This window comes from Streptomyces sp. BA2, assembly GCF_009769735.1.
Lineage (GTDB): Bacteria > Actinomycetota > Actinomycetes > Streptomycetales > Streptomycetaceae > Streptomyces.
Genome location: NZ_WSRO01000002.1, coordinates 2612741 through 2637024 on the forward strand (window position 1 = coordinate 2612741; position 24284 = coordinate 2637024).

The window sequence follows — 24284 nt, forward strand, 5'->3', positions numbered from 1 at the left end:
CACGCGTCCGGTCGCGCATTCACATCAGGCCTTGCGAGCCTTGGTCGCCTTCTTCGCAGCGGCCTTCTTCGGAGCGGCCTTCTTCGCAGCAGCCTTCGTCGGAGCAGCCTTCTTGGCGACAGCCTTCTTGGCAGGGGCCGACTTGGCCGCAGCGGTCTTCGCCGTGGTCTTGGCAGAGGCCGTCTTCTTCACCGCCGAGGCCGAGGCAACGGTCCGCTTACGCCCCTGCGAGGACCCGTCACTGATCCGGTCCGCCACCAGGATGTCCCGCAGGAACTTGCCCGTGTGGCTCGTCGGGACCCCGGCGACCTCCTCGGGCGTGCCCTCGGCGACGACGAGACCGCCGCCGTTGCCGCCCTCGGGGCCCATGTCGACGACCCAGTCCGCGGTCTTGATGACGTCGAGGTTGTGCTCGATGACGATGACCGTGTTGCCCTTGTCGACCAGGCCGGACAGGACAGTGATCAGCTTGCTGATGTCCTCGAAGTGCAGACCGGTGGTCGGCTCGTCCAGGACGTAGACGGTCCGGCCCGTCGAGCGCTTCTGGAGCTCGGAGGCCAGCTTCACGCGCTGGGCCTCGCCACCGGAGAGGGTCGGCGCGGACTGACCGAGCCGGACGTACCCCAGACCCACGTCGTTGAGCGTGCGCAGGTGGCGGGAGATGGCCGGCACCGCCTCGAAGAAGTCGAGCGCTTCCTCGATCGGCATGTCCAGGACCTCGGCGATGGACTTGCCCTTGTAGTGGACGTCCAGCGTCTCGCGGTTGTAGCGCGCCCCGTGGCAGACCTCGCAGGGGACGTACACATCCGGGAGGAAGTTCATCTCGATCTTGATCGTGCCGTCACCGGAGCAGTTCTCGCAGCGGCCGCCCTTGACGTTGAAGGAGAAGCGGCCGGGGAGATAGCCCCGGACCTTCGCCTCCATCGTCTCCGCGAACAGCCTGCGGACGTGGTCGAAGACTCCGGTGTACGTCGCGGGGTTCGACCGCGGTGTGCGGCCGATGGGCGACTGGTCGACGTGCACGACCTTGTCGACGAGGTCGTCGCCGTCCACGCGCGTGTGCCGTCCGGGGACGGACCGGGCGCCGTTCAGCTCGCGCGCCAGGTGCGTGTAGAGGATGTCGTTCACGAGCGTCGACTTGCCGGAGCCCGAGACACCCGTGACGGCGGTGAGGACGCCGAGCGGGAAGGAGACGTCGATGTCCTGGAGGTTGTTCTCCCGGGCGCCGTGCACGGTCAGCTGACGGGAGGGGTCCGCCGGGCGGCGAATGTCCGGCACCGGGATGGACTTCTTGCCCGACAGATACTGTCCGGTCACCGAGTCCGGGTTGGCGAGCAGCTCCTTCATGGAGCCGCTGTGCACGACCTTGCCGCCGTGCTCGCCCGCGCCGGGGCCGATGTCGACGACCCAGTCGGCGACCTTGATGGTGTCCTCGTCGTGCTCGACGACGATGAGCGTGTTGCCCATGTCGCGCAGGCGCACGAGGGTCTCGATCAGGCGGTGGTTGTCGCGCTGGTGCAGACCGATGGACGGCTCGTCCAGTACGTAGAGGACGCCGACGAGGCCCGAGCCGATCTGCGTGGCCAGACGGATGCGCTGGGCCTCGCCTCCGGAGAGGGTGCCCGCCGCGCGGTTCAGGGAGAGATAGTCCAGGCCGACGTCGACCAGGAACCGCAGCCGTTCGTTGACCTCCTTCAGGACGCGCTCGGCGATCTTCTTGTCGCGGGCGCCCAGCTTCAGCTCGGCGAGGAAGTCCGCGCAGTCGCTGATGGACATCGCCGAGACCTCGGCGATGGACTTCCCCATGACCGAGACGGCCAGGACGATCGGCTTGAGGCGCGTGCCCTCACAGGTGGGGCAGGGCACCTCGCGCATGTAGCCCTCGAAGCGCTCGCGGCTGGCGTCGCTCTCGGCCTCGCTGTGGCGGCGCTTGACGAAGGGGACGGCGCCTTCGAAGGCGGTGGTGTAGACCCGCTCGCGGCCGTACCGGTTGCGGTAGCGCACCTCGATCTGCGTCTTGTGGCCGTTCAGGAGGGCCTTCTTGGCGCGCTGCGGGAGGCCCGCCCAGGGCATGTCCGTGGAGAAGCCGAGGGCGTCGGCGAGCGCGCCGACGAGCCGTCCGAAGTACTCCTTGGTGTGACCGTGCGACCAGGGGTGGATCGCGCCCTCGTCGAGCGACTTCTCCTCGTCCGGGACGATCAGCTCGGGGTCGACCTCCATGCGCGTGCCGATGCCCGTGCAGTCCGGGCAGGCGCCGAAGGGCGAGTTGAAGGAGAAGGAGCGGGGCTCGAGCTCCTCGAAGGACAGGTCGTCGTACGGGCAGTACAGGTGCTCCGAGTACATGCGCTCGCGCTCCGGGTCGTCCTCGGGGAGGTCGACGAAGTCGAGCACGACCATGCCTCCGGCGAGGCCGAGCGCGGTCTCCACGGAGTCGGTCAGGCGGCGCTTGGCGGAGTCCTTCACCGTGAGGCGGTCGATGACCACCTCGATGGTGTGCTTCTCCTGCTTCTTCAGCGTGGGCGGCTCGGAGAGCTGGATCGTCTCGCCGTCGACCCGCGCGCGGCTGTAGCCCTTGGTCTGGAGGTCGGCGAAGAGGTCGACGAACTCGCCCTTGCGCTCGCGCACCAGCGGCGAGAGGACCTGGAAGCGGCTGCCCTCCGGCAGCTCCAGGACCTTGTCGACGATGGCCTGCGGCGACTGCCGGGAGATGGGGCGGCCGCACTCGGGACAGTGCGGCTTGCCGATGCGCGCGAAGAGCAGGCGGAGGTAGTCGTAGACCTCGGTGATGGTGCCGACCGTGGAGCGCGGGTTGCGCGAGGTCGACTTCTGGTCGATGGAGACCGCGGGCGAGAGGCCCTCGATGAAGTCGACGTCCGGCTTGTCCATCTGGCCGAGGAACTGCCGGGCGTACGAGGAAAGCGACTCCACGTACCGCCGCTGGCCCTCGGCGAAGATCGTGTCGAACGCGAGCGAGGACTTGCCCGACCCGGAGAGCCCGGTGAAGACGATGAGGGAGTCGCGCGGGAGGTCGAGCGAGACGTTCTTGAGATTGTGCTCGCGCGCGCCACGGACGATGAGACGGTCGGCCACGCCGGTCCGCACCTTTCTTGAGAGAAGTGACAGGGGCGGGACCCCCGTCATTCACAGACTAGGGCGAGCCACTGACAACGCCGGGACGGATGCCCTGGGTGATAACAAACCCGGACTACCAAGAATGCCCGATGCCGCGTCCGACCATATAGCACGTGCATTCGATTTGCGGCCCCGCTCTGACACCTTCACCCGAACGTGTGGCGCGACTATCGTCGGGCGCATGATTGATCATGTGCGCGACCTGGCGTCTGTACGTGACGCGACCGACCGGCTGCTCACCGCAGCCGCGAAATTGAACAACGATTCGACTGCCGAGCCGTCACGGCTGCCGGGCTGGACCCGCGGTCACGTCCTCGCCCACCTCGCCCGGAACGCGGACGCGCTCGTCAACGTCCTCGCCGGGCGGCCCATGTACATCAGCGGCGACGCACGGGACAGCGACATCGAGCGGGACGCGCCCCGGCCGCTGACCGAGCAGCTCGTCGACGTACGCGAGTCCGCGAACCGCTTCGAGGCCCAGGCCGAGATCCCCGCGGACTGGTCCCGCACCATCACGATGCGCAACGGCGTCACGGACTCGGCGTCGAACGTGCCCTTCCGGCGATGGATCGAGGTCGAGCTGCACCACGTGGACCTGGGTATCGGGTACGAGCTCGAAGACCTGCCGGAGGAATTCGTGCAGCGGGAGATCGCGTTCCTGACGGCTCGCTTCTCCGGGAACCCCGATGTGCCGCCGACGCGGGTGACGGACGGCACGCACGCGTGGAGCACCGGCCGGGACGGCGAACCCGAGGTCACTGTTTCCGGTCCCGCGTCCGACCTGCTCGGCTGGCTCTCCGGCCGTCGTGACGGCTCCGCGTTGACGGCCGAAGGCGGTCTCCTGCCCTCCCTGCCGCCGCTATAGGCTGAGGAACATGACGTACAGCGGAGCAGTGAAGGTCGGCGGCGGTGCGGATGTGCACGAGCTGCAGGATCTGATGATCTCGAAGGTCGCGGTCGGCCCGATGGACAACAACGCCTATCTGCTGCGCTGCCGGGCCACGGACGAGCAACTCCTGATCGACGCGGCGAACGACTCCTCGACGCTGCTCACGCTGATCGGTGACGACGGCATCGCGTCCGTCGTCACCACCCATCAGCACGGCGACCACTGGCAGGCACTGGCCGAGGTCGTCGCGGCGACCGGCGCCCGGACCTTCGCGGGCCGCGAGGACGCCGTGGGCATCCCGGTGCCCACGGACGTCCCGCTCGTGGACGGCGACACCGTCCAGGTCGGCCGGGTCTCGCTCACCGCGCGCCATCTGGTGGGCCACACGCCGGGCTCGATCGCCCTCGTGTACGACGACCCGCACGGCCACCCGCACGTCTTCACCGGCGACTGCCTCTTCCCGGGCGGCATCGGCAACACGCACCAGGACCCACAGGCCTTCGCGAGCCTGCTGCACGACGTCGAGACGAAGATCTTCGGGACGCTGCCCGACGAGACCTGGGTCTACCCCGGCCACGGGAACGACACGACGCTGGGCACCGAGCGCCCGCACCTGCCGGAATGGCGTCAGCGGGGCTGGTGAGCCGCGTACGGCGAAACGGGCTAGGCCCCGCCGACCAGCGCCGCCACCCGCTCCACCGCGAACACGTACCCCTGCACACCGCACCCCGCGATGACGCCGTCGGCGCGCTGGGAGACGTACGAATGGTGCCGGAACGCCTCCCGCTGATGGATGTTGGAGATGTGGACCTCCAACACCGGCATTCCGTCACAGGTGTTGAGCGCGTCCAGAATCGCGACTGACGTGTGCGAGTAGGCGGCCGGGTTGATGACGATGCCCGCGTGGTGCTCGCGTGCCTCGTGGATCCAGTCCACCAACTGACCCTCGTGGTTGCTCTGCCGGAGATCCACCGTGCCGCCGTGCGCTGCCGCCGCCTTGGCGCACAGCGCCTCGACGTCGGCGAGGGTGTCGGAGCCGTAGATCTCGGGCTGGCGCTGACCGAGCAGGTTCAGATTGGGGCCGTTCAAGATCATGATCGGGGCGTTGGCAAGAGTGCGCGTCATGCCGTCAGCGTACTGAGGGATCTCTCCGCGCCTCCGCACGCCCCCGTAACCGGCCGTCACAGTGGGTAGTTGACGCGGCATGCGCAAGATCCACTCTCCTGCCAGGACTCCCTCTCTGCCACGGCTCGCGGCCGCCTCGCTCGCCGGGACCGCCATCGAGTTCTACGACTTCTTCATCTACGGGACGGCCGCGGCCCTCGTCCTCGGCCCCCTGTTCTTCCCCACTTTCTCCCCGCTGGCGGGAACTCTCGCCGCCTTCGCGACATTCGGAGTGGGCTTTGTGGCGCGGCCCCTCGGGTCCGTCCTCTTCGGGCACATCGGTGACCGGCGCGGGCGGCGGCCCGTGCTCGTCGGCTCGCTGCTCCTGACGGGCCTCGCCACGGTCGCCGTCGGCTGTGTGCCCACGTACGACTCGATCGGGACCGCCGCTCCGGTGCTGCTCCTTGTGCTGCGGTTCCTCCAAGGGCTCGGGCTCGGCGGGGAGTGGGGCGGGGCGGTGCTCCTGACCGCCGAGCACGCGCCGGCCGAGCGGCGGGGGCTGTGGTCGAGCTTTCCGCAGATGGGGCCGCCGCTCGGGTTTCTGCTCGCCAACGGGATCATGCTGGCGCTCTCGGCGACCCTCACCGATGCGCAGTTCGCCTCCTGGGGATGGCGCGTGCCGTTCTGGGCCGCGGGCGTGCTCGCGGCGGCCGGGCTCGCGCTGCGTACGTCCCTCGCGGAGAGCCCGAGCTTCCTGGAACTGCGGGAGCACGCGCGCGTGCCGCTCGCCGAAGTGGTGCGCGACCACTGGCGGCTCGTACTGCTCACGGCGGGCGCGCTCGCCGTCGGGTACGCCGTGTTCTACGCCGTGACGACATGGTCCCTCGCCTACGCGGTGGAGCGGCTCGACGTGAGCCGTACGGTCATGCTCGCCTGCATCATGGCGGCGGTCGTGGTGAAGGGCGCGCTGACGCCCGTGGCCGCGATGCTCGGTGACCGGTACGGACGGAAGCCCCTGTGTCTGCTGGGATGCGCGCTCACCGCGCTCTGGATGTTCCCGATGATCGCGCTGCTCGCGACCGGCGAGCCACTGCTGATGTTCCTCGGCTTCCTGGTGGCGATGCTCGCGTTCATCACGATGTTCGCCGTGATCGCCGCGTACCTGCCCGAGCTGTACGAGCCGCGGGTGCGCTGCACGGGCGCCGCGGTGGGCTACAACCTGGGCGGGGTCCTCGGGGGCGCGCTCACCCCGATCGTGGCGACGGCGGTGGCGCACGGCGAGGGCACGCCCTGGGGCGTCGCGGCGTATCTGACGGCCGTCGCCCTGCTGAGCCTCGGCTGCTTCGCCCTGCTGCCCGAGACGCGCCCTGTCCCGGAACCCGCCCCCGCCACGGCGTGAACGTACGTCGTCACCGCACTCGTCACGGCGTGACCGCGAGCTCCAAGTACGCCGCGAACAGCACCAGATGGACGCCGCCTTGCAGCAGCGTCGCGCGCCCAGGCACCACCGTGAGCGTGCCGACGATCACGGTGAGCGCCAGCAGCACCATGTGGGTCGGGCCGAGTCCGAGCACCAGCGGCCCGGAGAGCCAGACGGAGGCGACCGCGACGGCCGGGATGGTCAGGCCGATGCTGGCCATCGCGGACCCGAGGGCGAGGTTGAGGCTGGTCTGCACCCGGTCGCGGCGGGTGGCGCGCACGGCCGCGATGGTCTCCGGGAGCAGCACGAGCAACGCGATGATCACGCCGACCACGGCGTGCGGCATGCCGGCGCTCTCCACACCGGACTCGATGGTCGGCGAGACCCCCTTGGCGAGGCCGACCACGCCGATCAGGGCGAGCGCGAGCAGGGCCAGGCTGATCACGGCGGTGCGGCTGGAGGGCCCGCCTGCGTCCTCGGAGTCGATCACCTCGCCCTTGCGGGTGATCGGCAGGAAGTACTCGCGGTGGCGCACGGTCTGCGTGGTCACGAACAGGCCGTACAGGACGAGCGAGGCGAGGGCGGCGAAGACGAGCTGCGCCGTGGAGAACTCCGGGCCCTGCTTGGTCGTGGTGAAGGTCGGCAGGACCAGGCTGAGGGTGGCGAGCGTGGCGACGGTCGCGAGGGCGGCGCCGGTGCCCTCGGACTGGAAGACGACGACGCGGTGGCGGAGGGCGCCCACCAGCAGACACAGGCCGATGATGCCGTTGCAGGTGATCATCACGGCGGCGAACACGGTGTCGCGGGCCAGCGTGGAACTCTTGTCGCCGCCGTCGGCCATGAGTGTGACGATCAGCGCGACCTCGATGATCGTCACGGCGACCGCGAGGACGAGCGAGCCGAAGGGTTCACCGACCCGGTGCGCGATCACCTCGGCGTGGTGCACGGCGGCGAGTACGGCACCGGAGAGCACGAGCGTCACCACCACCACGCCCACGCCCGGCAGATCGCGTCCCCAGGTGAAGGCGAGCAGGACGACGGCGAGGACCGGCACGGCCGCGGTCCACTGGGTGACGAGTGCCCGGAGCCGAGTGATCATGCCTTCGATGCTGCCTCGCGCTCACCGGGCACGCGACTGGGAGTGGCCCGCGGCGATCCGCCGCGGGCCACTCCCAGTGGTGTGACTCCTACATCCGACGCCGTCAGGCCTCGATGCTGTCCTTCTCGTCGGCCGTGCCCTCGGCCGCGTCCTTCTCCGCCTGCTTCTTGGAGGCGATGAGGCTGGTGATCGTCGTGATGACCAGGACACCGCAGATGACGCCGAGCGAGACCGGGATGGAGATCTCGGGGACGTGCACGCCGTTCTCGTGCAGGGCGTGCAGGACCAGCTTGACGCCGATGAAGCCCAGGATGACCGAGAGGCCGTAGCTGAGGTGGACCAGCTTCTTGAGCAGTCCGCCGATGAGGAAGTACAGCTGGCGCAGACCCATCAAGGCGAAGGCGTTCGCCGTGAAGACGATGTACGGGTCCTGGGTGAGGCCGAAGATCGCGGGGATCGAGTCCATCGCGAAGAGCAGGTCGGTGGTACCGATGGCGAGCATGACGATCATGAGGGGCGTCATGATCTTCTTGCCGTTCTTCTGGATGAAGAGCTTGGTGCCGTGGTACTGGTCGGCGACGCCGAACTTCTTCTCGGCGGCCTTCAGGAGGCGGTTCTCCTCCCATTCCTCTTCGTCATCGCCGGAGCGTGCCTCCTGGATGAGCTTCCAGGCGGTGTAGATCAGGAACGCGCCGAAGATGTAGAAGACCCAGGAGAAGTTGGCGATGACCGCTGCGCCGGCGGCGATGAAGATCGCTCGCAGGACGAGCGCTATCAGCACACCGAACAGCAGCACTCGCTGCTGGAGATGACTGGGCACCGAGAACTTCGCCATGATCAGGATGAAGACGAAGAGGTTGTCGACACTGAGTGACTTCTCGGTGATGAATCCCGCGAAGAACTCGCCGCCCGCCTGGCCGCCGCCCCAGATCAGCAGACCCACTCCGAAGAGCGCGGCCAGCACGATCCAGACGACCGTCCAGATTCCGGCTTCCTTGATCGATACGTCGTGCGGCTTGCGGCCGATGAAGAAGTCGACCGCGATCAGGGCAACCAGACCAAGAATGGTCAGCACCCAAAGGGTCATTGAAACGTCCACTGCGCCTCCGGCGTCGTACGGCTACTGATCAGCGTCGTCGCTGCCGGAGGTCTCTTCCACCCGAGGCGGCTCACCGCCCCGCGGGCCGACGCCCCGGGACCGATGGCGGTCCGTATTGACGGGCACGTCGCGTTCGGGAGTACTCCCCTCCGCTGCAAGAAGAGTACGCGAAACACCAAGACTTAGTAAAGGGGATGGCAAACAAGAGCCAAAAGTGCAGGTCGGGAGGGGTCAGCGGCCGCCCGTGCGGCGGGCGTGCGCGACCTGGTTCAGGACCTGCTCAAGCACCCGGCTGCCGGGCGGCGCCATCGGCGGCTCGTACGTCCACGCATGACCGACCCAGGGGTCGGCGAGGTGGTCGTCGGCCACCGGGGTCAGGCGCAGGAGCGCGCGCCAGAGCGGGTCGAGCAACGGGCCGTACTCGGCGGCGTCCTCGCGGTCGGCGACCATCATCAGGTGCACACCGACCGCGGGGCCCTCGTCCGCGAGGTAGCGGAGCTGGGTCACGGCGCGGTCGTCGAAGCCGTGCGGGAAGTCGTTGACGATCAGGAGCTGCTCGGCGGTGTCCAGGTCCGGCGGCAGCGCGTCGGCGGCGCCCGCGCGGATCGCCATCTGCACCAGGTCCACACGCTGGGTCAGCTTGGCGAGTACGGCGGAGACTCCTGCCGCGCCGGTGGCCGGTGGCTCGGCGAGCACTCCGGCCGCCGTGAGCGGGGTGAGCGCGCCGGCCGCGGAGCCCGCCGCGTCGATGACGTGCACCGTGAACTCGCCCACGGGGTAGACCGCGAGCAGCCGTGCGGCGTGTGCGACCGCGCTGTCCATGGCGAGGCGGCGCAGCTGGTCCGTGTCGACCACGGAGTCCGTGCCCGACGAGCGGCCGCTGTCGATCCACAGACCGCGCTCCAGGGGCAGCCTGACCAGCATCGGGATGTGCAGGTCGGGGCGCTCGGGAAGATGGAGATCGCCCAGGCGCAGCGCCATGGGGATCTCCATCGGGGCGCGGTAGGCGTGCCAGACCGGGCTGTCCCAGCCGGCGTACGCCAGGGGCAGGGCGGGCTCGACGACCTCGGACTCGGCGGCGAGCTGGCCCAGGTCGCGGTCGAGGGCGGCCCTTGCCTGGTCGACGAGGAGGCCGTGCTTGGCGCGGGCGGCCTCACGCGCGACGTCCCCGGTGTTGCCGATGCGGCTGCGCGGGTCGGAGAGGACCTTGTCGAGCTCCTGGTCCATGCGCGACTCGGCGAAGTCGACGGCGCTTCGGTACGCGGCTGCCGTGCGGGCCAGGTCCTCGAACATGCCCCACACCTGGTTGTAGAGGCGCTCCTCCATGGACCAGCCGGTGGCGTCGCCTGCCACGGGCTGGGCGGTCCTGCCCGGTTCTGCCGGGGCCGCGGCCGGCGGGGGCGGCGGCGGCGCGCTGGTCTGGCGGCTGGGGTGGGTGTAGTTGACGGGGCCGCCCGTGCCGGGGCTCGCGTCTCCCGGCTGGTGCGTCGCCGGGGCGGGCTGGGGGGCGGCGGTGCTGTCCGGGCCCGGTGCTCCCTGGCCGGGGGCCGCGGTCTGTCCCGTCGTCCGCACGCGGGCCTCGTCCGAGGGGCGGGGCGGTGGCACGGCCACCGAGCGGGCCAGGCCCTGGGCCACCGCTTCGTTGATCGAGCCCGCGAGGTCGTGCGCCTGCGGCAGGCCCTGGTCGGTGAGCATGTCGGCGAGGCCGCCCGCGTACCCCTGGCCGACCGCGCGCACCTTCCAGGCGTCCTGCCTGCGGTAGAGCTCCAGGGCGACGACGGCGGACTCGGCGTCCAGGTCGGTGATGGTGTAGCTGGCGACCTCGGAGCCGTCGAGCGCGGTGACGGCGACGAAGGGGGCGGCGAGGGAACCGAAGCTGACCGGTCCCCCGACGCCGACGGGCAGCGCGAGGAGGACGTTGACCCGGTGGACCGCTTCCGGCACGGCGCCGAGGTCCACCGCGAGGCGGTGGTCGGCAGCCGCCTGCCGGGGCACTTCGAGACCCGGCAGCGTGGGCGACCCGGGATGGGCCACCCAGTCCGTGCCGCGGACCTTGCCCTGGTCGTCGCTGAGCGTGACCCCCGCAACGATCGGCTTGCCGACCGAGACCCGGATCTCCAGACGGGTCCCGGGAAGCGGGTGGTTCTGCCCCCGGACCAGCTCGGCCGTCATCGCCTTCGTCCCCCTCGTGCCCTCTGTACTTATGGGTGCCGCGTGTCACTCATGGGTGCCGCGCGCCGTGCCGCGTGTGGTGTCGCCCGTCGTGCCGCGTGCTTACAGGTGCGGCAGGATCGACGGCATCAGGTCCTGGAACGTGCGGCCGTTGGCGGGATTGCCGATGGCCGTCATCTGCCAGCCCGTGCCCGCGCGGTGGACCTTCGCCATGATCTGCGCGGTGTACTGGCCGCCGCCGTCGAGTGTGTACCGGGCGAGCTCCTGGCCGTTGGTCTCGTCGACAAGCCTGCAGAACGCGTTCTGCACTTCCTGGAACGTCTGGCCCGTGAAGGAGTTCACCGTGAAGACGATCTGGTCGATGTGGACCGGGATCCGCTGCAGGTCGACGAGGATCGCCTCGTCGTCCCCGCCCTGGCCGACACCGCCGACGAGGTTGTCACCGGTGTGGCGCACGGAACCGTCGTCACTGACGAGGTGGCGGAAGAACACGACGTCCACCGGCTGCTTGTCGGCGAACAGGACCGCCGACGCGTCCAGGTCGACCTCACGCGTGCGCGTGCCGAACAGACCCCGCCTCGGGGCCGCTTGCCAGCCGAGCCCCATGCGCACGGCGGACAGGGCGCCCCCGTCGTCCTTCTGCAGGTTGATGGCCTGACCCTTGGTCATGTTGACCGTCACGCGCTGTCCCCTCTCGAACTGCTTGGGCAACCGCCGGTCTGTGCGGTTGCCCAGCACCCTATGCAGAGGCACTGACAGTGCCGCACTGCGGGCAGCACTTTGTGTCGGTGTTGCAACACACCAGGCAGTACGCCTACGCCTGCCCCGCCTCCCGCATCTGCCTGAGCTCCTTCTTCATCTCTGACACCTCGTCACGCAGCCGTGCGGCGATCTCGAACTGGAGGTCCGCGGCGGCCGCACGCATCCGCGCGGTCATCTCCTCGATCTGCTCGGCCAGTTCGGCAGCGGGACGGTCGGTGGGCACCTTCTCGGCAGCCTTGCCCTTGGCGCCCTTGGCCGCCTTGCCCGCCTTCTCCGCCTTCCCGCCGAGCGCGGGCACCGGAGCCTTGGCTTCCTTCGCCTTGCGGTAGTCCGTGCCGAGCAGCTGCTCCGTGTCGACCTCCTCGCGCGCGATCGCCGACACGATGTCGTTGATCTTCTTGCGCAGCGGCTGCGGGTCGATCCCCTTCTCCTTGTTGTACGCGATCTGCTTCTCGCGGCGGCGGTTCGTCTCGTCGATGGCCTGCTCCATCGCGGGGGTGACCTTGTCCGCGTACATATGGACCTGACCGGAGACGTTTCGCGCCGCGCGGCCGATGGTCTGGATCAGGGAGGTGCCGGAGCGCAGGAAGCCCTGCTTGTCGGCGTCGAGGATCGACACCAGGGAGACCTCGGGCAGGTCGAGTCCTTCCCGCAGGAGGTTGATGCCGACCAGGACGTCGTACTCACCGGCGCGCAGCTCGCGCAGGAGCTCGACGCGGCGCAGGGTGTCGACGTCGCTGTGCAGATAGCGGACCTGGATGCCCAGCTCGAGGAAGTAGTCGGTGAGGTCCTCGGCCATCTTCTTGGTGAGCGTGGTGACCAGGACGCGCTCGTCCTTCTCGGTGCGCGTGCGGATCTCGTGCACCAGGTCGTCGATCTGCCCTTCGGTGGGCTTGACCACGACCTCGGGGTCGATGAGGCCGGTGGGGCGGATGATCTGCTCGACGAAGCCGTCGCCTCGCGAGAGTTCGTACTTCCCCGGGGTCGCCGAGAGGTAGACGGTCTGGCCGATGCGGCCGAGGAACTCCTCCCACTTCAGCGGGCGGTTGTCCAGGGCGGACGGCAGCCGGAAGCCGTGGTCCACCAGGGTGCGCTTGCGGGAGGCGTCCCCCTCGTACATCGCGCCGATCTGCGGGACCGTGACGTGCGACTCGTCGATGACGAGGAGGAAGTCCTCGGGGAAGTAGTCGAGGAGGGTGTTCGGGGCGGTGCCGGGCTCGCGGTCGTCGAAGTGCATCGAGTAGTTCTCGACGCCGGAGCAGGAGCCGATCTGGCGGAGCATCTCCAGGTCGTACGTCGTGCGCATGCGAAGGCGCTGGGCCTCCAGCATCTTGCCCTGCTTCTCCAGCTCGGTGAGGCGCTCGGCGAGCTCCTTCTCGATGCCGGTGACGGCCTTCTCCAGGCGCTCGGGTCCTGCCACGTAGTGCGAGGCCGGGAAGACGTACAGGTGGTCGTCGTCGCTGATGACCTCGCCGGTGAGGGGGTGCAGCGTGGAGAGCGCCTCGATCTCGTCGCCGAACATCTCGATGCGGACGGCCAGCTCTTCATAGACCGGGAAGATCTCGATGGTGTCGCCGCGGACCCGGAAGGTGCCGCGGGCGAAGGCCACGTCGTTCCGTGTGTACTGGATTTCGACGAAGCGGCGCAGGAGCTGGTCGCGGTCGATCTCGTCGCCGACCTTGAGCGGCACCATCCGGTCGACGTACTCCTGCGGGGTGCCGAGGCCGTAGATGCAGGAGACGGAGGCGACCACGATCGTGTCACGCCGGGTGAGCAGCGAGTTCGTCGCGGAGTGGCGCAGGCGCTCGACTTCCTCGTTGATCGAGGAGTCCTTTTCGATGTACGTGTCCGACTGCGGGACGTACGCCTCGGGCTGGTAGTAGTCGTAGTACGAGACGAAGTACTCCACCGCGTTGTTCGGGAGGAGCTCTCGGAATTCGTTGGCCAGCTGGGCGGCCAGCGTCTTGTTCGGCGCCATCACGAGGGTGGGGCGCTGGAGCTTCTCGATCATCCACGCGGTGGTGGCCGACTTGCCGGTGCCGGTCGCGCCGAGCAGGACGACGTCCTTCTCACCTGCATTGATGCGCCGCTCCAGGTCGGCGATGGCCGCCGGCTGGTCGCCGCTTGGCGTGTAGTTACTGACGACCTCGAAAGGTGCCACCGTGCGTTCGATCTTGGATACGGGCCGCATGGAACCCACCGTACGACCCCCCACTGACAACGGGGTCGGATCACCAGCTCTGCGGGGTCCTCGGGCCGGGTCGCTGCGGGGGCCTGCGGCCGGCCCGCGGGTCGTGCCGGTCGCCCGAGCGAGGCACGGGGTAAGGGGCGCGCTGCCTCTGTGCGGCGCTCTGGAGGTCGGCCTTGCCCATCACCATCAGCGGGTCGAACATCACGATCACGCCCGCGAGGAGCAGGAAGGCGAGCGGGCCGATCATCATGGGCGCGAGCAGCTCGGCGGGCGACTCTCCTCCGGTCGGCGTTCCGGTCGAGCCGTGCAGATGGACCCTGAGGGCGGCCATCCCGGTGTAGTGCATCCCGCTGACGGCGAGCCCCATGACGAGGCTCGCGCCCAGGCTCCAGAGGAAGCCCCTGACCTGTGCGGCCGCCCATAGGGCAGCGGTGGCGGCGACGACGGCGATCACGACGGACGCGGAGACGGTGAGGGTGTTGTACTCCAGCGTCCCGCGCAGACGCATACCGGCCATTCCCAGATAGTGCATCGAGGCGACGCCCAGACCGGTGATCGTTCCCCCGGTGAACAGCGCCGTCCCCGTAGCGCCGCGGTATCCCACGATGAAGATCCCGATGCCGACCATGACGATGGCGACGGCGAGGCTCGCGAAGGTCAGCGCCTTGTCGTAGTGGATCGGGGCTTCCTCGACGGTGAAGCCCATCATCGCGATGAAGTGCATGGTCCATATGCCGGACCCGATCGCCGCCGACCCGAGTGCGAGCCAGCCGGGCCGCCAGGAGTGCGCGACGAGGAGCGACCTGGTGGTGCAGCGCAGGCCGAGCGCTCCGCCGAGACACGCCATGAGGTACGCCGCTACCGGCGTGACAAGTCCATAGCTGAAACCGTCGACAGTCCCCTGCATGCGCGGTAGCCCTTCCGCCTGTTGTGTCCAAATGCCCGGGATTGCCCCCAAGTGGCCCCAGCCGACCGTCCACTGACAGGCCATGAGCTGACGCAGAGAGTAAAGCTCACTCCGGAACTTGCGAACGATTCTCCGGGAAAGAAACCCGGCTGTCTCCGTTCAGCCTGTGGCCATCCTGCACCTGTCTCGCGTTGGCCGTGGACTGTCACTCTCATCCGGTCCGTGCCCGCACATCGCGAGGAGTCACCGTTGTACGCACGCGTTGCCGCTGCCACCACCGCCGCTCTTCTTGGAGCCGGTGCACTAGTTCTCCCCTCCGCCACCGCTCACGCCGCCGACCAGAAGTCGGCGCCGACGTCCACGCGCACGTCCACGCAGACGTCCGCCTCGCACGACAGACCGCTCGTCGTCGCGCACCGGGGCGCTTCCGCCTACGCGCCCGAGAACACTTTCGCAGCCATCGACAAGGCTGCTGACATGGGGTTCCGCTGGGTCGAGAACGACGTCCAGCGCACCAAGGACGGCGAGCTCGTGATCATGCACGACGACACCCTGAAGCGGACGACGAACGTCGAGCAGCTCTTCCCCGACCGCGCGCCGTGGAAGGTCAAGGACTTCACCGCGGCGGAGATCGCCAAGCTGGACGCGGGCAGCTGGTTCAGCCCCAAGTACGCGGGACAGCGGGTGCCGACGCTGAAGCAGTACATGAACCGGGTCTCCCGCAACCACCAGAAGCTCGTCTTCGAGTTCAAGAAGCCCGAGCTGTACCCGGGCATCGAGAAGCAGGGCCTCGACATCCTGCGCAAGACGGGCTGGCTGGACAAGCACCACGTCAAGAGCAAGCTCGTCATCCAGAGCTTCAGCGCGGACAGCGTGAAGACGGTCCACAAGCTGCGGCCCGACATCAAGACCGGCTTCCTCGGCACGCCCGCGGTCGCGGATCTGCCCAAGTACGCGCAGTTCTCCGACCAGATCAACTCGACGCACGGTTCCATCTCCCGTGAGTACGTCGCCGCGATCCACGCGCTCAAGGGGCCGCACCGCAAGCACCTGGAGATCTTCACCTGGACCGTGAACGACGCGGCGGCCGCGCAGCGCGTGGCGGGCTTCGGGGTGGACGGCATCATCACGAACACGCCCGATGTCGTGCGCAAGGCCATCTCCGGCTGACGCCGCTCTGCCTGTGGGCGGCGTTGTCAGTGCCCGGTCGTACGGTGGTCCACATGAACGCCAACGGGCAGCACGAGCAGGACCGGCCGGGTCTGAACGACTCGCGGCAGGTGGTGTGGGCCGTCGTCGCGAGCGACATCGGTCCACTGCTGCTCGCCGCGACCGACGAGGGTCTGGTCAGCGTCGTCTTCCACGCCACGGATGCCGTGCGCGACAAGGCGCTCGAGCGGCTCGGCTCCCGGTTGGGGGCCGAGCCGGTCGAGGCGCCCGGATCCCCGCTCCTCGCCGAGTCCATACGCCAGCTCACGGCCTACTTCGCGGGCGAGCGGCACGACTTCGAGCTGCCGCTCGACTGGTCGCTGATCTCCGGGTTCAACCGTCAGGTCCTGCACGAGCTGACCACCGTTCCGTACGGCGCTGTCGTGGGGTACGGAGACCTGGCCCGCCGAGTCGGCCAGCCGGGCGCGGCTCAGGCGGTCGGCATGGCGATGGGTGCCAATCCGCTGCCGGTCGTGGTGCCCTGCCACCGGGTGGTCGAGAGCGACGGCGGCATCGGCGGTTTCGGCGGCGGTGTCGAGACCAAGCGGCAGCTCCTCGCCCTGGAAGGGGTGCTGCCGGAGCCGCTGTTCTGACACCCCTCCCCCGGCGAGCTGTGAAATCTGCGTTTCCCGGGCACGAACGTCCTGGCACACTGCGTCAGTGACTTCGACCCTCGACGCTCCTGACATACCCGCGCCAGAAGCACTGCCCGCGCTGCGCCGCCGTACTACGGCGGTGCTGGTCTCCAGTCAGATACTGGGCGGGCTCGGGGTACCGATCGGCATCGCCCTGGCCCCGATGCTCGCGACCGAGGTGAGCGGGACGGAGGCGCTGTCCGGCCTCGCGCCCACCGCGTCCGTCGCCGGCACGGCTCTGCTCTCGCTGCCGCTCGCCGCCCTGATGACCTCGCGGGGACGGCGGCCAGGCCTCGTCCTCGCGTATCTGATCGGCGCGCTGGGAGCAGGGCTCGTGGTCCTCGCCGCCGTCATCGAGAGCTTCCCCCTGCTGCTGCTCGGCATGGCCGGCTTCGGGGCGGGGTCGTCGGCCAATCTGCAGGCCCGCTTCGCGGCGGCCGACCTCGCCGAGCCCGACCGGCGCGGCCGCGCCATCTCCCTCGTCATCTGGGCCACCACGATCGGCTCGGTCCTCGGCCCGAACATCGCCGCGCCCACGAGCCGCGCCTTCTCCGGCACCTCCATACCCGAGTCGGCGGGCCCCTTCCTCTTCGCCGCCGGGATCTTCGCCGTCGCCGGCCTGGTGGTGGCGGTGCTGCTGAGACCCGACCCGCTCCTCACCGCCCGCGCGCTCGCCCCGCAGGAGAACCAGTCCGCGCAGAGCCGCTCGCTGCGGGCCGGTGTCGCCGCGGTGGCCGCGTCGCCGATGGCCAGGCTCGCTCTGGTGACGGTGGCCGCTTCGCACACGGTGATGGTCTCGATCATGGTCATGACCCCGGTCGACCTGGGGCACCACGGGGCGAGTCTGCAACTGGTCGGCCTGGTCATCAGCGGCCACATCGCGGGCATGTACGCGCTCTCGCCGCTGATGGGCTGGCTCTCCGACCGGTTCGGGCGGCTCTCCGTGATCGGCCTCGCGGTCGGGCTGCTGTGCTGCGCCGCGCTCCTTGCCGGCACGGCGGGCCCCAGCCACGGCCAGACCGCCGCCGGTCTCTTCGTCCTCGGGCTCGGCTGGTCCGCGGGCCTGGTCTCGGGCTCCGCGCTGCTCACCGACTCGGTGCCGCAGCCCGCCCGGGCCGCCGTGCAGGGCCTCTCGGACCTGACCATGAACACGGCGGCGGGCATCGGCGGCGCGGCGGCCGGCCTGATCGTCGCGCAGGCGAGCTACGGCTGGCTCAACCTCATCGGCGTCTGCGTACTGCTGCCGATGGCGGCGCTCGCGCTGCGCCGGGCGGTCAAGAAGGCGTGACTTCGGGCCCGGCGGTCCGTGGGCCCGGTGGTCAGGGCAGCGTGATGTGGTACGCCTTGCGCAGCGTCTCGTGCACGGTCCACGTCGTACGGTCGCCCTCGCGCAGGACGGCCGCGTCGCCGGGGCCGATCTCGATCACGTCGCCGCCCTCGACCTCGATGGTGGCGCGGCCACTGACGACCACGAAGAGCTCGTTCGCCTCGGTGTCGGTGACCACGCCGGGCGTGATCTGCCAGATGCCGCGCAGCTGCTTGCCGTCGGCCGACTCCCACAGGACCTTGCCGGTGACCTCCGGGGTGCCGGAGACGATCTGCTCGGGGTCGAGGGGCTCTGCCTCCAGGTCGACATCCGGAATGTGCACGGCAAAGGACGCAACGGCTTGATCATTCGTGGTCATGGCCGGTCACCTTAGCGGGGCCCTTCGGACGGGTCGGGAACGGGTCAGCCCTCTCCGTACTAGCCCTCTCCGTACTATCCGTCCTCTCCGTAGTGCCGCGCTTCGAAGATGTTCCCGTCCGGGTCGCGGAAGTAGAAGCCGCGGCGGGCCATGCCACGGGCACCGAAGGCGTTGTGCGAGATGTCCGACACAGGCGTCCCGTGTTCCTCCAGACGGGCACGCAGCGCCTCGAAATCGGTCTCCGCCAGGGCGAGACAGACGTGGTTGACCGGGTGGCCCGCGCTCTTGTCGGCGCCGGGCACGACGCTCATGCGCTCGGCGAGCGTGAGCGGGGCGAGGTCGAAGATGGTCTCTTCGTTGAGCCGGACGGAGGGGAACGCGGCCTTGCCCTCCGAGAACTCGGCGACGCGCAGGGGTTCGAGACCCAGCACTTTCTTGTAGAAGTCGACTGCCGCCGCGGGGTCGCGCACCCACAGGACGACGTGGTCGAGACGTGTCGTGTTGTCCGTCATGCCCTCAGGCTGCTGTTCCGTCCCCGGAGCCGCAAGGGTTTGACGGGGCGCGCCGACCGCCAGGGATGAGGGGAGACCCGACGGCAGGAGGCAGGCCCGTGTTGGTGGTGTCCGACTTGGTGTCCGATTTGGTGGTGTCCGACGAGGTACGGGCGGCTGTGGCGAACCGGCGGCCCGTCGTCGCCCTGGAGTCCACGATCATCGCGCACGGGCTGCCGCGCCCCCGCAATCTCCAGGTCGCGCGCGAACTCGAAGAGGTCGTACGTGAGGAGGGTGCTGTCCCCGCGACGGTCGCCGTCCTGGACGGGCACCCTCATATCGGCCTGGACAAGCAGCAGTTGGAACGGGTTGCGAACGAGGACGGCATCCGCAAGCTGGGCCACCGCGACCTGGCGCTCGCGGTCGCGGCGGGCGCGAGCGGGGCGACGACGGTGTCCGCGACGGCGCTGCTCGCCGCGCGGGCGGGCGTACGGGTGTTCGCCACGGGCGGGCTCGGTGGGGTGCACCGGGAGTGGGCGGTGACCCAGGACGAGTCCGCCGACCTGGGGCTTCTCGCCCGGACGCGCATCACGGTGGTCTGCGCGGGGGTGAAGTCGATCCTGGACGTGGCGGCGACGCTGCAGCGCCTGGAGACGCTGGGCGTGGCGGTGGCGGGGTACGGGACGGATCGCTTCCCCGGCTTCTACCTCACCGACTCCGGGCATCCGGTGGACTGGACCCTGCGTACGCCTGCGGAGGTCGCGGCGGTGATGCGGGCCCAGGACACTGTCGGCGGCCCGGAGTCCGCGCTGCTCGTGGCGAACCCCGTGCCGGAGTCCGAGCAACTCGATCCCGCGCTCCACGCGCGCGTGCTCGCCGAGGCGTTGGAGGAGTGCGCCGAGCGTGGCATCACCGGGCAGGCGGTCACGCCGTTCCTCCTGGACCAGTTGGTGCGGCGCACCGACGGCGCATCACTGAGCGCCAATCTCGCGGCGGTGCGGGGCAATGTACGGCTCGCGGGGCGGATCGCGGCGGCCTGGGTGGGGCGGTGACGTCGGGGCGGGGCGGGGCGCTGCTGGTCGTCGGTGACGTCGTCACGGACATAGTCGCGCGGCACGGTGCGCCGCTCGCTTCGGGCACGGACACGGCGGCGGCGATCCGTACGGTTCCGGGTGGTGCGGGCGCCAACGTGGCGTGCTGGGCGGCTTCTTGGGGCTGCCGCGATGTGCGGTTCCTGGGGCGGGTCGGCGCGGAATCGGCGGCGTGGCACGAGGAGGCGCTCACGCGTGCGGGGGTGCGACCCCGACTTGTCGTCGACTCCGAGGTGCCTACGGGGACCGTGATCTGCCTGGTCGACGGGGGTGCCGGGGCCGGTGCCGAACGGACGTTCCTGACGGACAGCGGAGCGTCCCTGCGTCTGTCGGGCGCGGACTGGTCGCCGACGCTTCTGGACGGGGTGGGGTGGCTGCACCTGTCGGGGTACTTGTTCTTCGCGAGGCAGAGCAGGGCGGTGGCCGAGAAGGCACTGGCGGCGGCACGCGCGCGTGGAGTGCCGGTGAGTGTGGACCCGGCGTCGGCGGGCTTCCTGGCGGTGCTGGGTGTCGAGCGGTTCTTGGCGGCGGTGGAGGGGGTGGATGTGTTGTTGCCGAGTGAGGGGGAGGTGCGGTTGCTGGCGGGGGCGCCTTGGGGGGACGGTGAGGTGGGGGATGCGGGTGGCTTGGCGGAGGCTGCCGCGAAGTTGAGCCGGCGGTTCCCGGTGGTGGTGGTCAAGCGGGGCGCTGCGGGGGCGTTGGTCGCGCATGACGGTGAGGTACGGGGCGAGGTCCCCGCGCTGCCTGCCGCTGCGCGGGACTCTACGGGGGCGGGCGACGCGTTCACGGGGGCGTTCCTTGCGTCACGCCTGTCCGGAGCGGGGCTCTGCGAGGCTTCGGCGGAGGGGTGCCGGGCGGGGGCCAGGGCGGTCGAACGGGTGGGAGGGAGGCCGGGTTAGGGGTGGGGCGGAGTGGGGCGGGGCGTGCTGCGGGGGCGGTCCGTGTGTGGGTGCGGGGCCGCGGCGGTCCGCCGCCGGGCGGGACATGCGGATACGTTCCCTCGCGTCTCGCTGCCGACTGCGGGTGCGTGTGCGGTGCGGGGCCGTCCGTGTGTGGGTGCGGGGCCGCGCCGGTATGTCCGTCCTCGCTATCGTCCGGTGGCCGTTGGGTTGCTTCGGCGCCGGAGCCTTCGGGAGCCGTGCTCCGGGCAGACATACCGGCACGTCCCCTCGCGTCTCGCTGCCGACTGCAGATGATCGATGGTCGCTGCCGGGTAATCGGGTGGGTGGGTGGGAAAGCTTGTTCGTTTGGGGGCGGATGCGGGGGGGTGTGTTGCTAGGCCTTGCGGCCCCAGGCTGAGATCAAAGGGGGCGTTGCGAGGTCCATTGGCTCGGAGGCGATGTTCGACAGGTGGTCGGCGATGTCCGCGTCCGTGACCAGGCCCGCGGACGTCAGAGCCGCACGGGACTGCTGGATCGTGGCCGTTTCCAGGGCCGCGCAGGCGGGCGAGGTCAGAGGGAAGTACGCGTCGGCCTCCACCTGCCGCAGTCCCGCCGCGCGAAGCAGGCGGGGCAGCCCGCGGCCGTACGCGAGGTCGGCCCCGCGCTGGGTGAGCAGCGCGTGCCGAAGACGGTTCGCCAGCTGCTGCGCCGGCCCGTGCTCGTCCGGACACGCCAGCGGCTGAAGGGCCGGGTCCGCCTCCTCGATCAGCAGACGGCCTCCGGGCCGCAGGGCCCGGATCATCGAGCGCAGAGCCAGCTCCCGGTCCGGCACCCGGGCGAGGACGAGCCGCGCGTGGACAAGGTCGAAGCCCCCGCCGGGCGGCCCCTCCGACCCCACGTCGTGGATCCGTACCTCGACCGGCGTCCGAGCGGCCGACGTATGCCAGGAGATGTCCGCGTCGGTCGCGAGGACCCGCCCCGTGGGGCCGACGCGCTTCGCGAGCCAGGAGACGACGGACGTGCCGCCCGCACCGACCTCCCAGCAGCGCCACCCCGGCCCGATGCCGAGCCGCTCGATGTGCCGGAAGGTCGTGGGGTCGAAGAGCGCGGAGAAGGCTTCGGAGCGCTGACCCGCACCCGCCCCCTCGGCGTGCCGATTCCGATTGCCGGTCAGATAGCCGTCGATGAGCGTCATGCGTTGATTATCGCGATTGTCCGGCTCGCTCTCGGGAGGCGGCTCCGAATGCTCGGAGCGGAGTATTCCGTTCCCCCAGGCTCCGGCCGCACGGTCGGGACGTACTGGCACACTGGCACGTCAAGTCACCAGAACGAGGAGCCACGCATGTCGATGGCAGGCAACCTGCGAAAGGTAGGGAACCTCCGCAAGGTAGGCGGCCTGCGGAAAGTCGCGCGGGTCGCCCGGTTCGTGCGCAAGCACAAGCGCGTCGACCTGAGCCACCCCGCCCGCTCCCCCCTGGGCTCGGCGGTGGTGAAGTGCGTGACGTACCGGAACGGCGTGCGCCAGGAGGACGGCCGCGACCTCGTCGAGGAGGTCGAGCGCGTCCGCAAGAGCGGTGACGGGTTCGTCTGGCTCGGGTTGCATGAGCCCACGGAGGAGGAGTTCGCGGGCATCGCCGAGCTCTTCGACCTGCACCCGCTCGCCGTGGAGGACGCGGTCCACGCCCACCAGCGGCCGAAGGTGGAGCGGTACGACGAGACGCTGTTCGCCGTGTTCAAGACCGTTTGCTACGTGGAGCATGCCGAACTCACCGCGACCAGCGAGGTCGTGGACACCGGCGAGCTCATGGTCTTCGTCGGCAAGGAGTTCGTGATCACCGTGCGGCACGGCCGCCACGGTTCGCTCGGTCCGCTGCGCGAGGAGCTCGAATCGGCGCCCGAGCAGCTCGCGCAGGGCCCCGCGGCGGTCCTGCACGCACTGGCCGACCACGTCGTGGACGACTATCTCGTCGTGACGGACGCGGTGCAGGCCGACATAGACCAGGTGGAGATGGACGTGTTCTCCAAGGAGGGAGAGCGCGCCGACCCCGGCCGGATCTACCAGCTCAAGCGCGAACTCCTCGAACTGAAGCGGGCCGTGGTGCCGCTCGGCCGCCCCCTGCAGACCCTCTCCACCCAGCCCATGCGGGTGATCGCCCCGGAGATACAGGCCTATTTCCGGGACGTCGACGACCACCTCAAGCGGGTCACGGAGCAGATCGCCGCCTTCGACGAGCTCCTGAACTCCATCCTCCAGGCCCATCTCGCCCAGGTGACGGTCGCGCAGAACGAGGACATGCGGAAGATCACCGCCTGGGCCGCAGTGATCGCCGTACCGACGATGGTCTGCGGTTTGTACGGGATGAACTTCGACCACATGCCCGAACTGCACTGGAAGTACGGCTATGGACTGGTGGTCGGCGTGATCGTCACCACCTGTTTCGCCCTCTACCGCGGCTTCCGGCGCAACGGCTGGCTCTAGGCTCCAGGATCAGCTCTTCGCGTAGACACTCTCGACCCAGCTCGCGAGCTGGCTGTCGTCGAGGTGCGTGGCGAGGTCGGCCTCGCTGATCATGCCGACGAGGCGCTTGTTCTCGATGACCGGGAGCCTGCGGATCTGGCTCCCCTTCATCTCCTGGAGCACCTCGTCGAGCTCCGCGCCCGAGTCGATCCAGCGCGGCGTGCCCTTGGCCATGTCGCCCGCGGTCACCCGGGACGGGTCGTGCCCCATCGCCACGCAGCCGACCACGATGTCGCGGTCTGTGAGGATGCCGCAGAGCCGCTCGTTCTCGTCGCTGATGGGCAACGCTCCCACGTCGAGCTGACGCATCAGTTGTGCTGCGCGGTCCAGGGTCTCGTGTGCGGGGATCCACTGGGCGCCGCGGTGCATGATGTCTCCGGCGGTGGTCATGAGGTACCTCCCGGTGCCGGACGGCCGGCGCGGCGCGGAGGCACCGCTAGTCCCGGCGCCCCTCATTCTCGCCGGGCCCCCGGAGGTCCGCATTCCGAAGGCGTGCGCCCCTGACGGGACAGGGCCTCGACCTCGGGCGCCGTCCGGCGCTGCCCGGCGGCTTCCGGCCCTCAGGCGGAGAAGCCGACGATCTTCTCCGGGACCACCCTGATGATCACCCGGACCTCCTCGTCCTTCTCGCCGGGCGGGTCGATGCCCAGGTACTTGTGCGAGAGCTCGTGCGGAAGGCTCTTCTCCGGGTCCGGGAGGATCTCGGCGACACCGCGGATCTCGGTCGACGTGTACGGGTTGGCCAGGTCGAAGACCGAGATGCTGATGCGCGGGTCGCGTTCGAGGTTGCGGACCTTCTGCCGACGCGCCGTGGAGGAGAACAGCACGGTGTCGCCGTCCCGTTTGATCCACACCACCGAGTTCTGCGGTGCCCCGCCGGGGCCGAGGGTCGCGACGCTGGCGAAGTTCTTGCCGTCGAGGAGGGTGCGGACCGATTCGCTGAAGTGGAGCGCTGTCGTTGCCATGCCCCAGACTCTAACTACATGCACGTGCATATAA

At 69.7% G+C, this 24284-nt stretch carries 22 protein-coding genes; 9 read left to right on the plus strand and 13 right to left on the minus strand.

The window, feature by feature from the left end; all coding sequences use genetic code 11:
- Positions 1–24 precede the first annotated feature (24 nt).
- On the minus strand, positions 25–3090 hold the full coding sequence (uvrA, locus tag E5671_RS14470) for an excinuclease ABC subunit UvrA (protein WP_160504374.1): 3066 nt from the start codon (positions 3088–3090) through the stop codon (positions 25–27).
- Between the two features lie 223 nt (positions 3091–3313).
- Here uvrA and E5671_RS14475 point away from each other — a divergent pair, with 223 nt between their 5' ends.
- Positions 3314–3997 carry a maleylpyruvate isomerase family mycothiol-dependent enzyme gene (locus E5671_RS14475; RefSeq protein WP_160504375.1) on the plus strand — a complete coding sequence of 228 codons (684 nt, stop codon included), beginning with the start codon at positions 3314–3316 and terminating at the stop codon, positions 3995–3997.
- Between the two features lie 10 nt (positions 3998–4007).
- Entirely contained in the window at positions 4008–4664 is a 657-nt protein-coding gene (locus tag E5671_RS14480) for an MBL fold metallo-hydrolase (protein WP_160504376.1), read from the plus strand.
- A 20-nt stretch (positions 4665–4684) separates the two neighbouring features.
- Here E5671_RS14480 and aroQ read toward each other — a convergent pair whose 3' ends face one another.
- Positions 4685–5146, minus strand: a complete 462-nt coding sequence (aroQ, locus tag E5671_RS14485) for a type II 3-dehydroquinate dehydratase (RefSeq protein ID WP_160504377.1) — start codon at positions 5144–5146, stop codon at positions 4685–4687.
- A 79-nt stretch (positions 5147–5225) separates the two neighbouring features.
- Between aroQ and E5671_RS14490 the strand changes: the two genes are divergently transcribed.
- Positions 5226–6524: an MFS transporter gene (locus tag E5671_RS14490; RefSeq protein ID WP_202121123.1), complete on the plus strand. Its 1299-nt coding sequence runs from the start codon at positions 5226–5228 to the stop codon at positions 6522–6524.
- Between the two features lie 22 nt (positions 6525–6546).
- Here the strand turns inward: E5671_RS14490 and E5671_RS14495 are convergent, their stop codons facing one another.
- From E5671_RS14495 to E5671_RS14520, 6 genes are all read right to left on the minus strand, one after another.
- On the minus strand, positions 6547–7644 hold the full coding sequence (locus E5671_RS14495; protein WP_160504378.1) for a calcium:proton antiporter: 1098 nt from the start codon (positions 7642–7644) through the stop codon (positions 6547–6549).
- Positions 7645–7747: 103 nt separating this feature from the next.
- Positions 7748–8743, minus strand: coding sequence for a TerC family protein (locus E5671_RS14500; RefSeq protein WP_443032617.1), 996 nt, complete (start codon positions 8741–8743; stop codon positions 7748–7750).
- 231 nt (positions 8744–8974) lie between these two features.
- The gene (locus E5671_RS14505) at positions 8975–10915 is read right to left on the minus strand and encodes a TerD family protein (protein WP_160504380.1); all 1941 of its coding nucleotides are present in this window, start codon (positions 10913–10915) and stop codon (positions 8975–8977) included.
- 102 nt (positions 10916–11017) lie between these two features.
- Entirely contained in the window at positions 11018–11596 is a 579-nt protein-coding gene (locus tag E5671_RS14510) for a TerD family protein (protein ID WP_160504381.1), read from the minus strand.
- Between the two features lie 133 nt (positions 11597–11729).
- Complete coding sequence (uvrB, locus tag E5671_RS14515; protein ID WP_160504382.1) at positions 11730–13868, minus strand: excinuclease ABC subunit UvrB; 2139 nt, start codon at positions 13866–13868, stop codon at positions 11730–11732.
- 40 nt (positions 13869–13908) lie between these two features.
- On the minus strand, positions 13909–14775 hold the full coding sequence (locus E5671_RS14520) for an MHYT domain-containing protein (protein ID WP_160504383.1): 867 nt from the start codon (positions 14773–14775) through the stop codon (positions 13909–13911).
- Between the two features lie 249 nt (positions 14776–15024).
- Here E5671_RS14520 and E5671_RS14525 point away from each other — a divergent pair, with 249 nt between their 5' ends.
- From E5671_RS14525 to E5671_RS14535, 3 genes are all read left to right on the plus strand, one after another.
- Positions 15025–15945 (plus strand): glycerophosphodiester phosphodiesterase, encoded by a 921-nt coding sequence (locus E5671_RS14525; protein WP_160504384.1) that lies wholly within the window; start codon positions 15025–15027, stop codon positions 15943–15945.
- A 53-nt stretch (positions 15946–15998) separates the two neighbouring features.
- Positions 15999–16577, plus strand: a complete 579-nt coding sequence (locus E5671_RS14530) for a methylated-DNA--[protein]-cysteine S-methyltransferase (RefSeq protein WP_160504385.1) — start codon at positions 15999–16001, stop codon at positions 16575–16577.
- Between the two features lie 67 nt (positions 16578–16644).
- Complete coding sequence (locus E5671_RS14535) at positions 16645–17907, plus strand: MFS transporter (protein ID WP_160504386.1); 1263 nt, start codon at positions 16645–16647, stop codon at positions 17905–17907.
- Positions 17908–17938: 31 nt separating this feature from the next.
- Here the strand turns inward: E5671_RS14535 and E5671_RS14540 are convergent, their stop codons facing one another.
- Positions 17939–18304, minus strand: coding sequence for a cupin domain-containing protein (locus E5671_RS14540; protein WP_160504387.1), 366 nt, complete (start codon positions 18302–18304; stop codon positions 17939–17941).
- A 74-nt stretch (positions 18305–18378) separates the two neighbouring features.
- Positions 18379–18816, minus strand: coding sequence for a VOC family protein (locus tag E5671_RS14545; protein WP_160504388.1), 438 nt, complete (start codon positions 18814–18816; stop codon positions 18379–18381).
- Positions 18817–18923: 107 nt separating this feature from the next.
- Between E5671_RS14545 and E5671_RS14550 the strand changes: the two genes are divergently transcribed.
- Positions 18924–19847, plus strand: coding sequence for a pseudouridine-5'-phosphate glycosidase (locus E5671_RS14550; RefSeq protein ID WP_336606051.1), 924 nt, complete (start codon positions 18924–18926; stop codon positions 19845–19847).
- Positions 19844–20785 (plus strand): carbohydrate kinase family protein, encoded by a 942-nt coding sequence (locus E5671_RS14555; protein WP_336605756.1) that lies wholly within the window; start codon positions 19844–19846, stop codon positions 20783–20785. Before E5671_RS14550 ends, E5671_RS14555 begins: the two co-directional genes overlap by 4 nt.
- Before the next feature lie 376 nt (positions 20786–21161).
- Here the strand turns inward: E5671_RS14555 and E5671_RS14560 are convergent, their stop codons facing one another.
- The gene (locus E5671_RS14560; protein WP_160504390.1) at positions 21162–21962 is read right to left on the minus strand and encodes a methyltransferase domain-containing protein; all 801 of its coding nucleotides are present in this window, start codon (positions 21960–21962) and stop codon (positions 21162–21164) included.
- Between the two features lie 147 nt (positions 21963–22109).
- On the opposite strand from E5671_RS14560, the gene E5671_RS14565 reads away from it, so the two are divergent.
- Positions 22110–23246: a magnesium and cobalt transport protein CorA gene (locus tag E5671_RS14565; RefSeq protein ID WP_160504391.1), complete on the plus strand. Its 1137-nt coding sequence runs from the start codon at positions 22110–22112 to the stop codon at positions 23244–23246.
- Positions 23247–23255: 9 nt separating this feature from the next.
- Here E5671_RS14565 and E5671_RS14570 read toward each other — a convergent pair whose 3' ends face one another.
- Complete coding sequence (locus E5671_RS14570) at positions 23256–23675, minus strand: CBS domain-containing protein (protein ID WP_160504392.1); 420 nt, start codon at positions 23673–23675, stop codon at positions 23256–23258.
- Positions 23676–23845: 170 nt separating this feature from the next.
- Complete coding sequence (locus tag E5671_RS14575) at positions 23846–24250, minus strand: PPOX class F420-dependent oxidoreductase (protein WP_160504393.1); 405 nt, start codon at positions 24248–24250, stop codon at positions 23846–23848.
- Between the last annotated feature and the right edge of the window lie 34 nt (positions 24251–24284).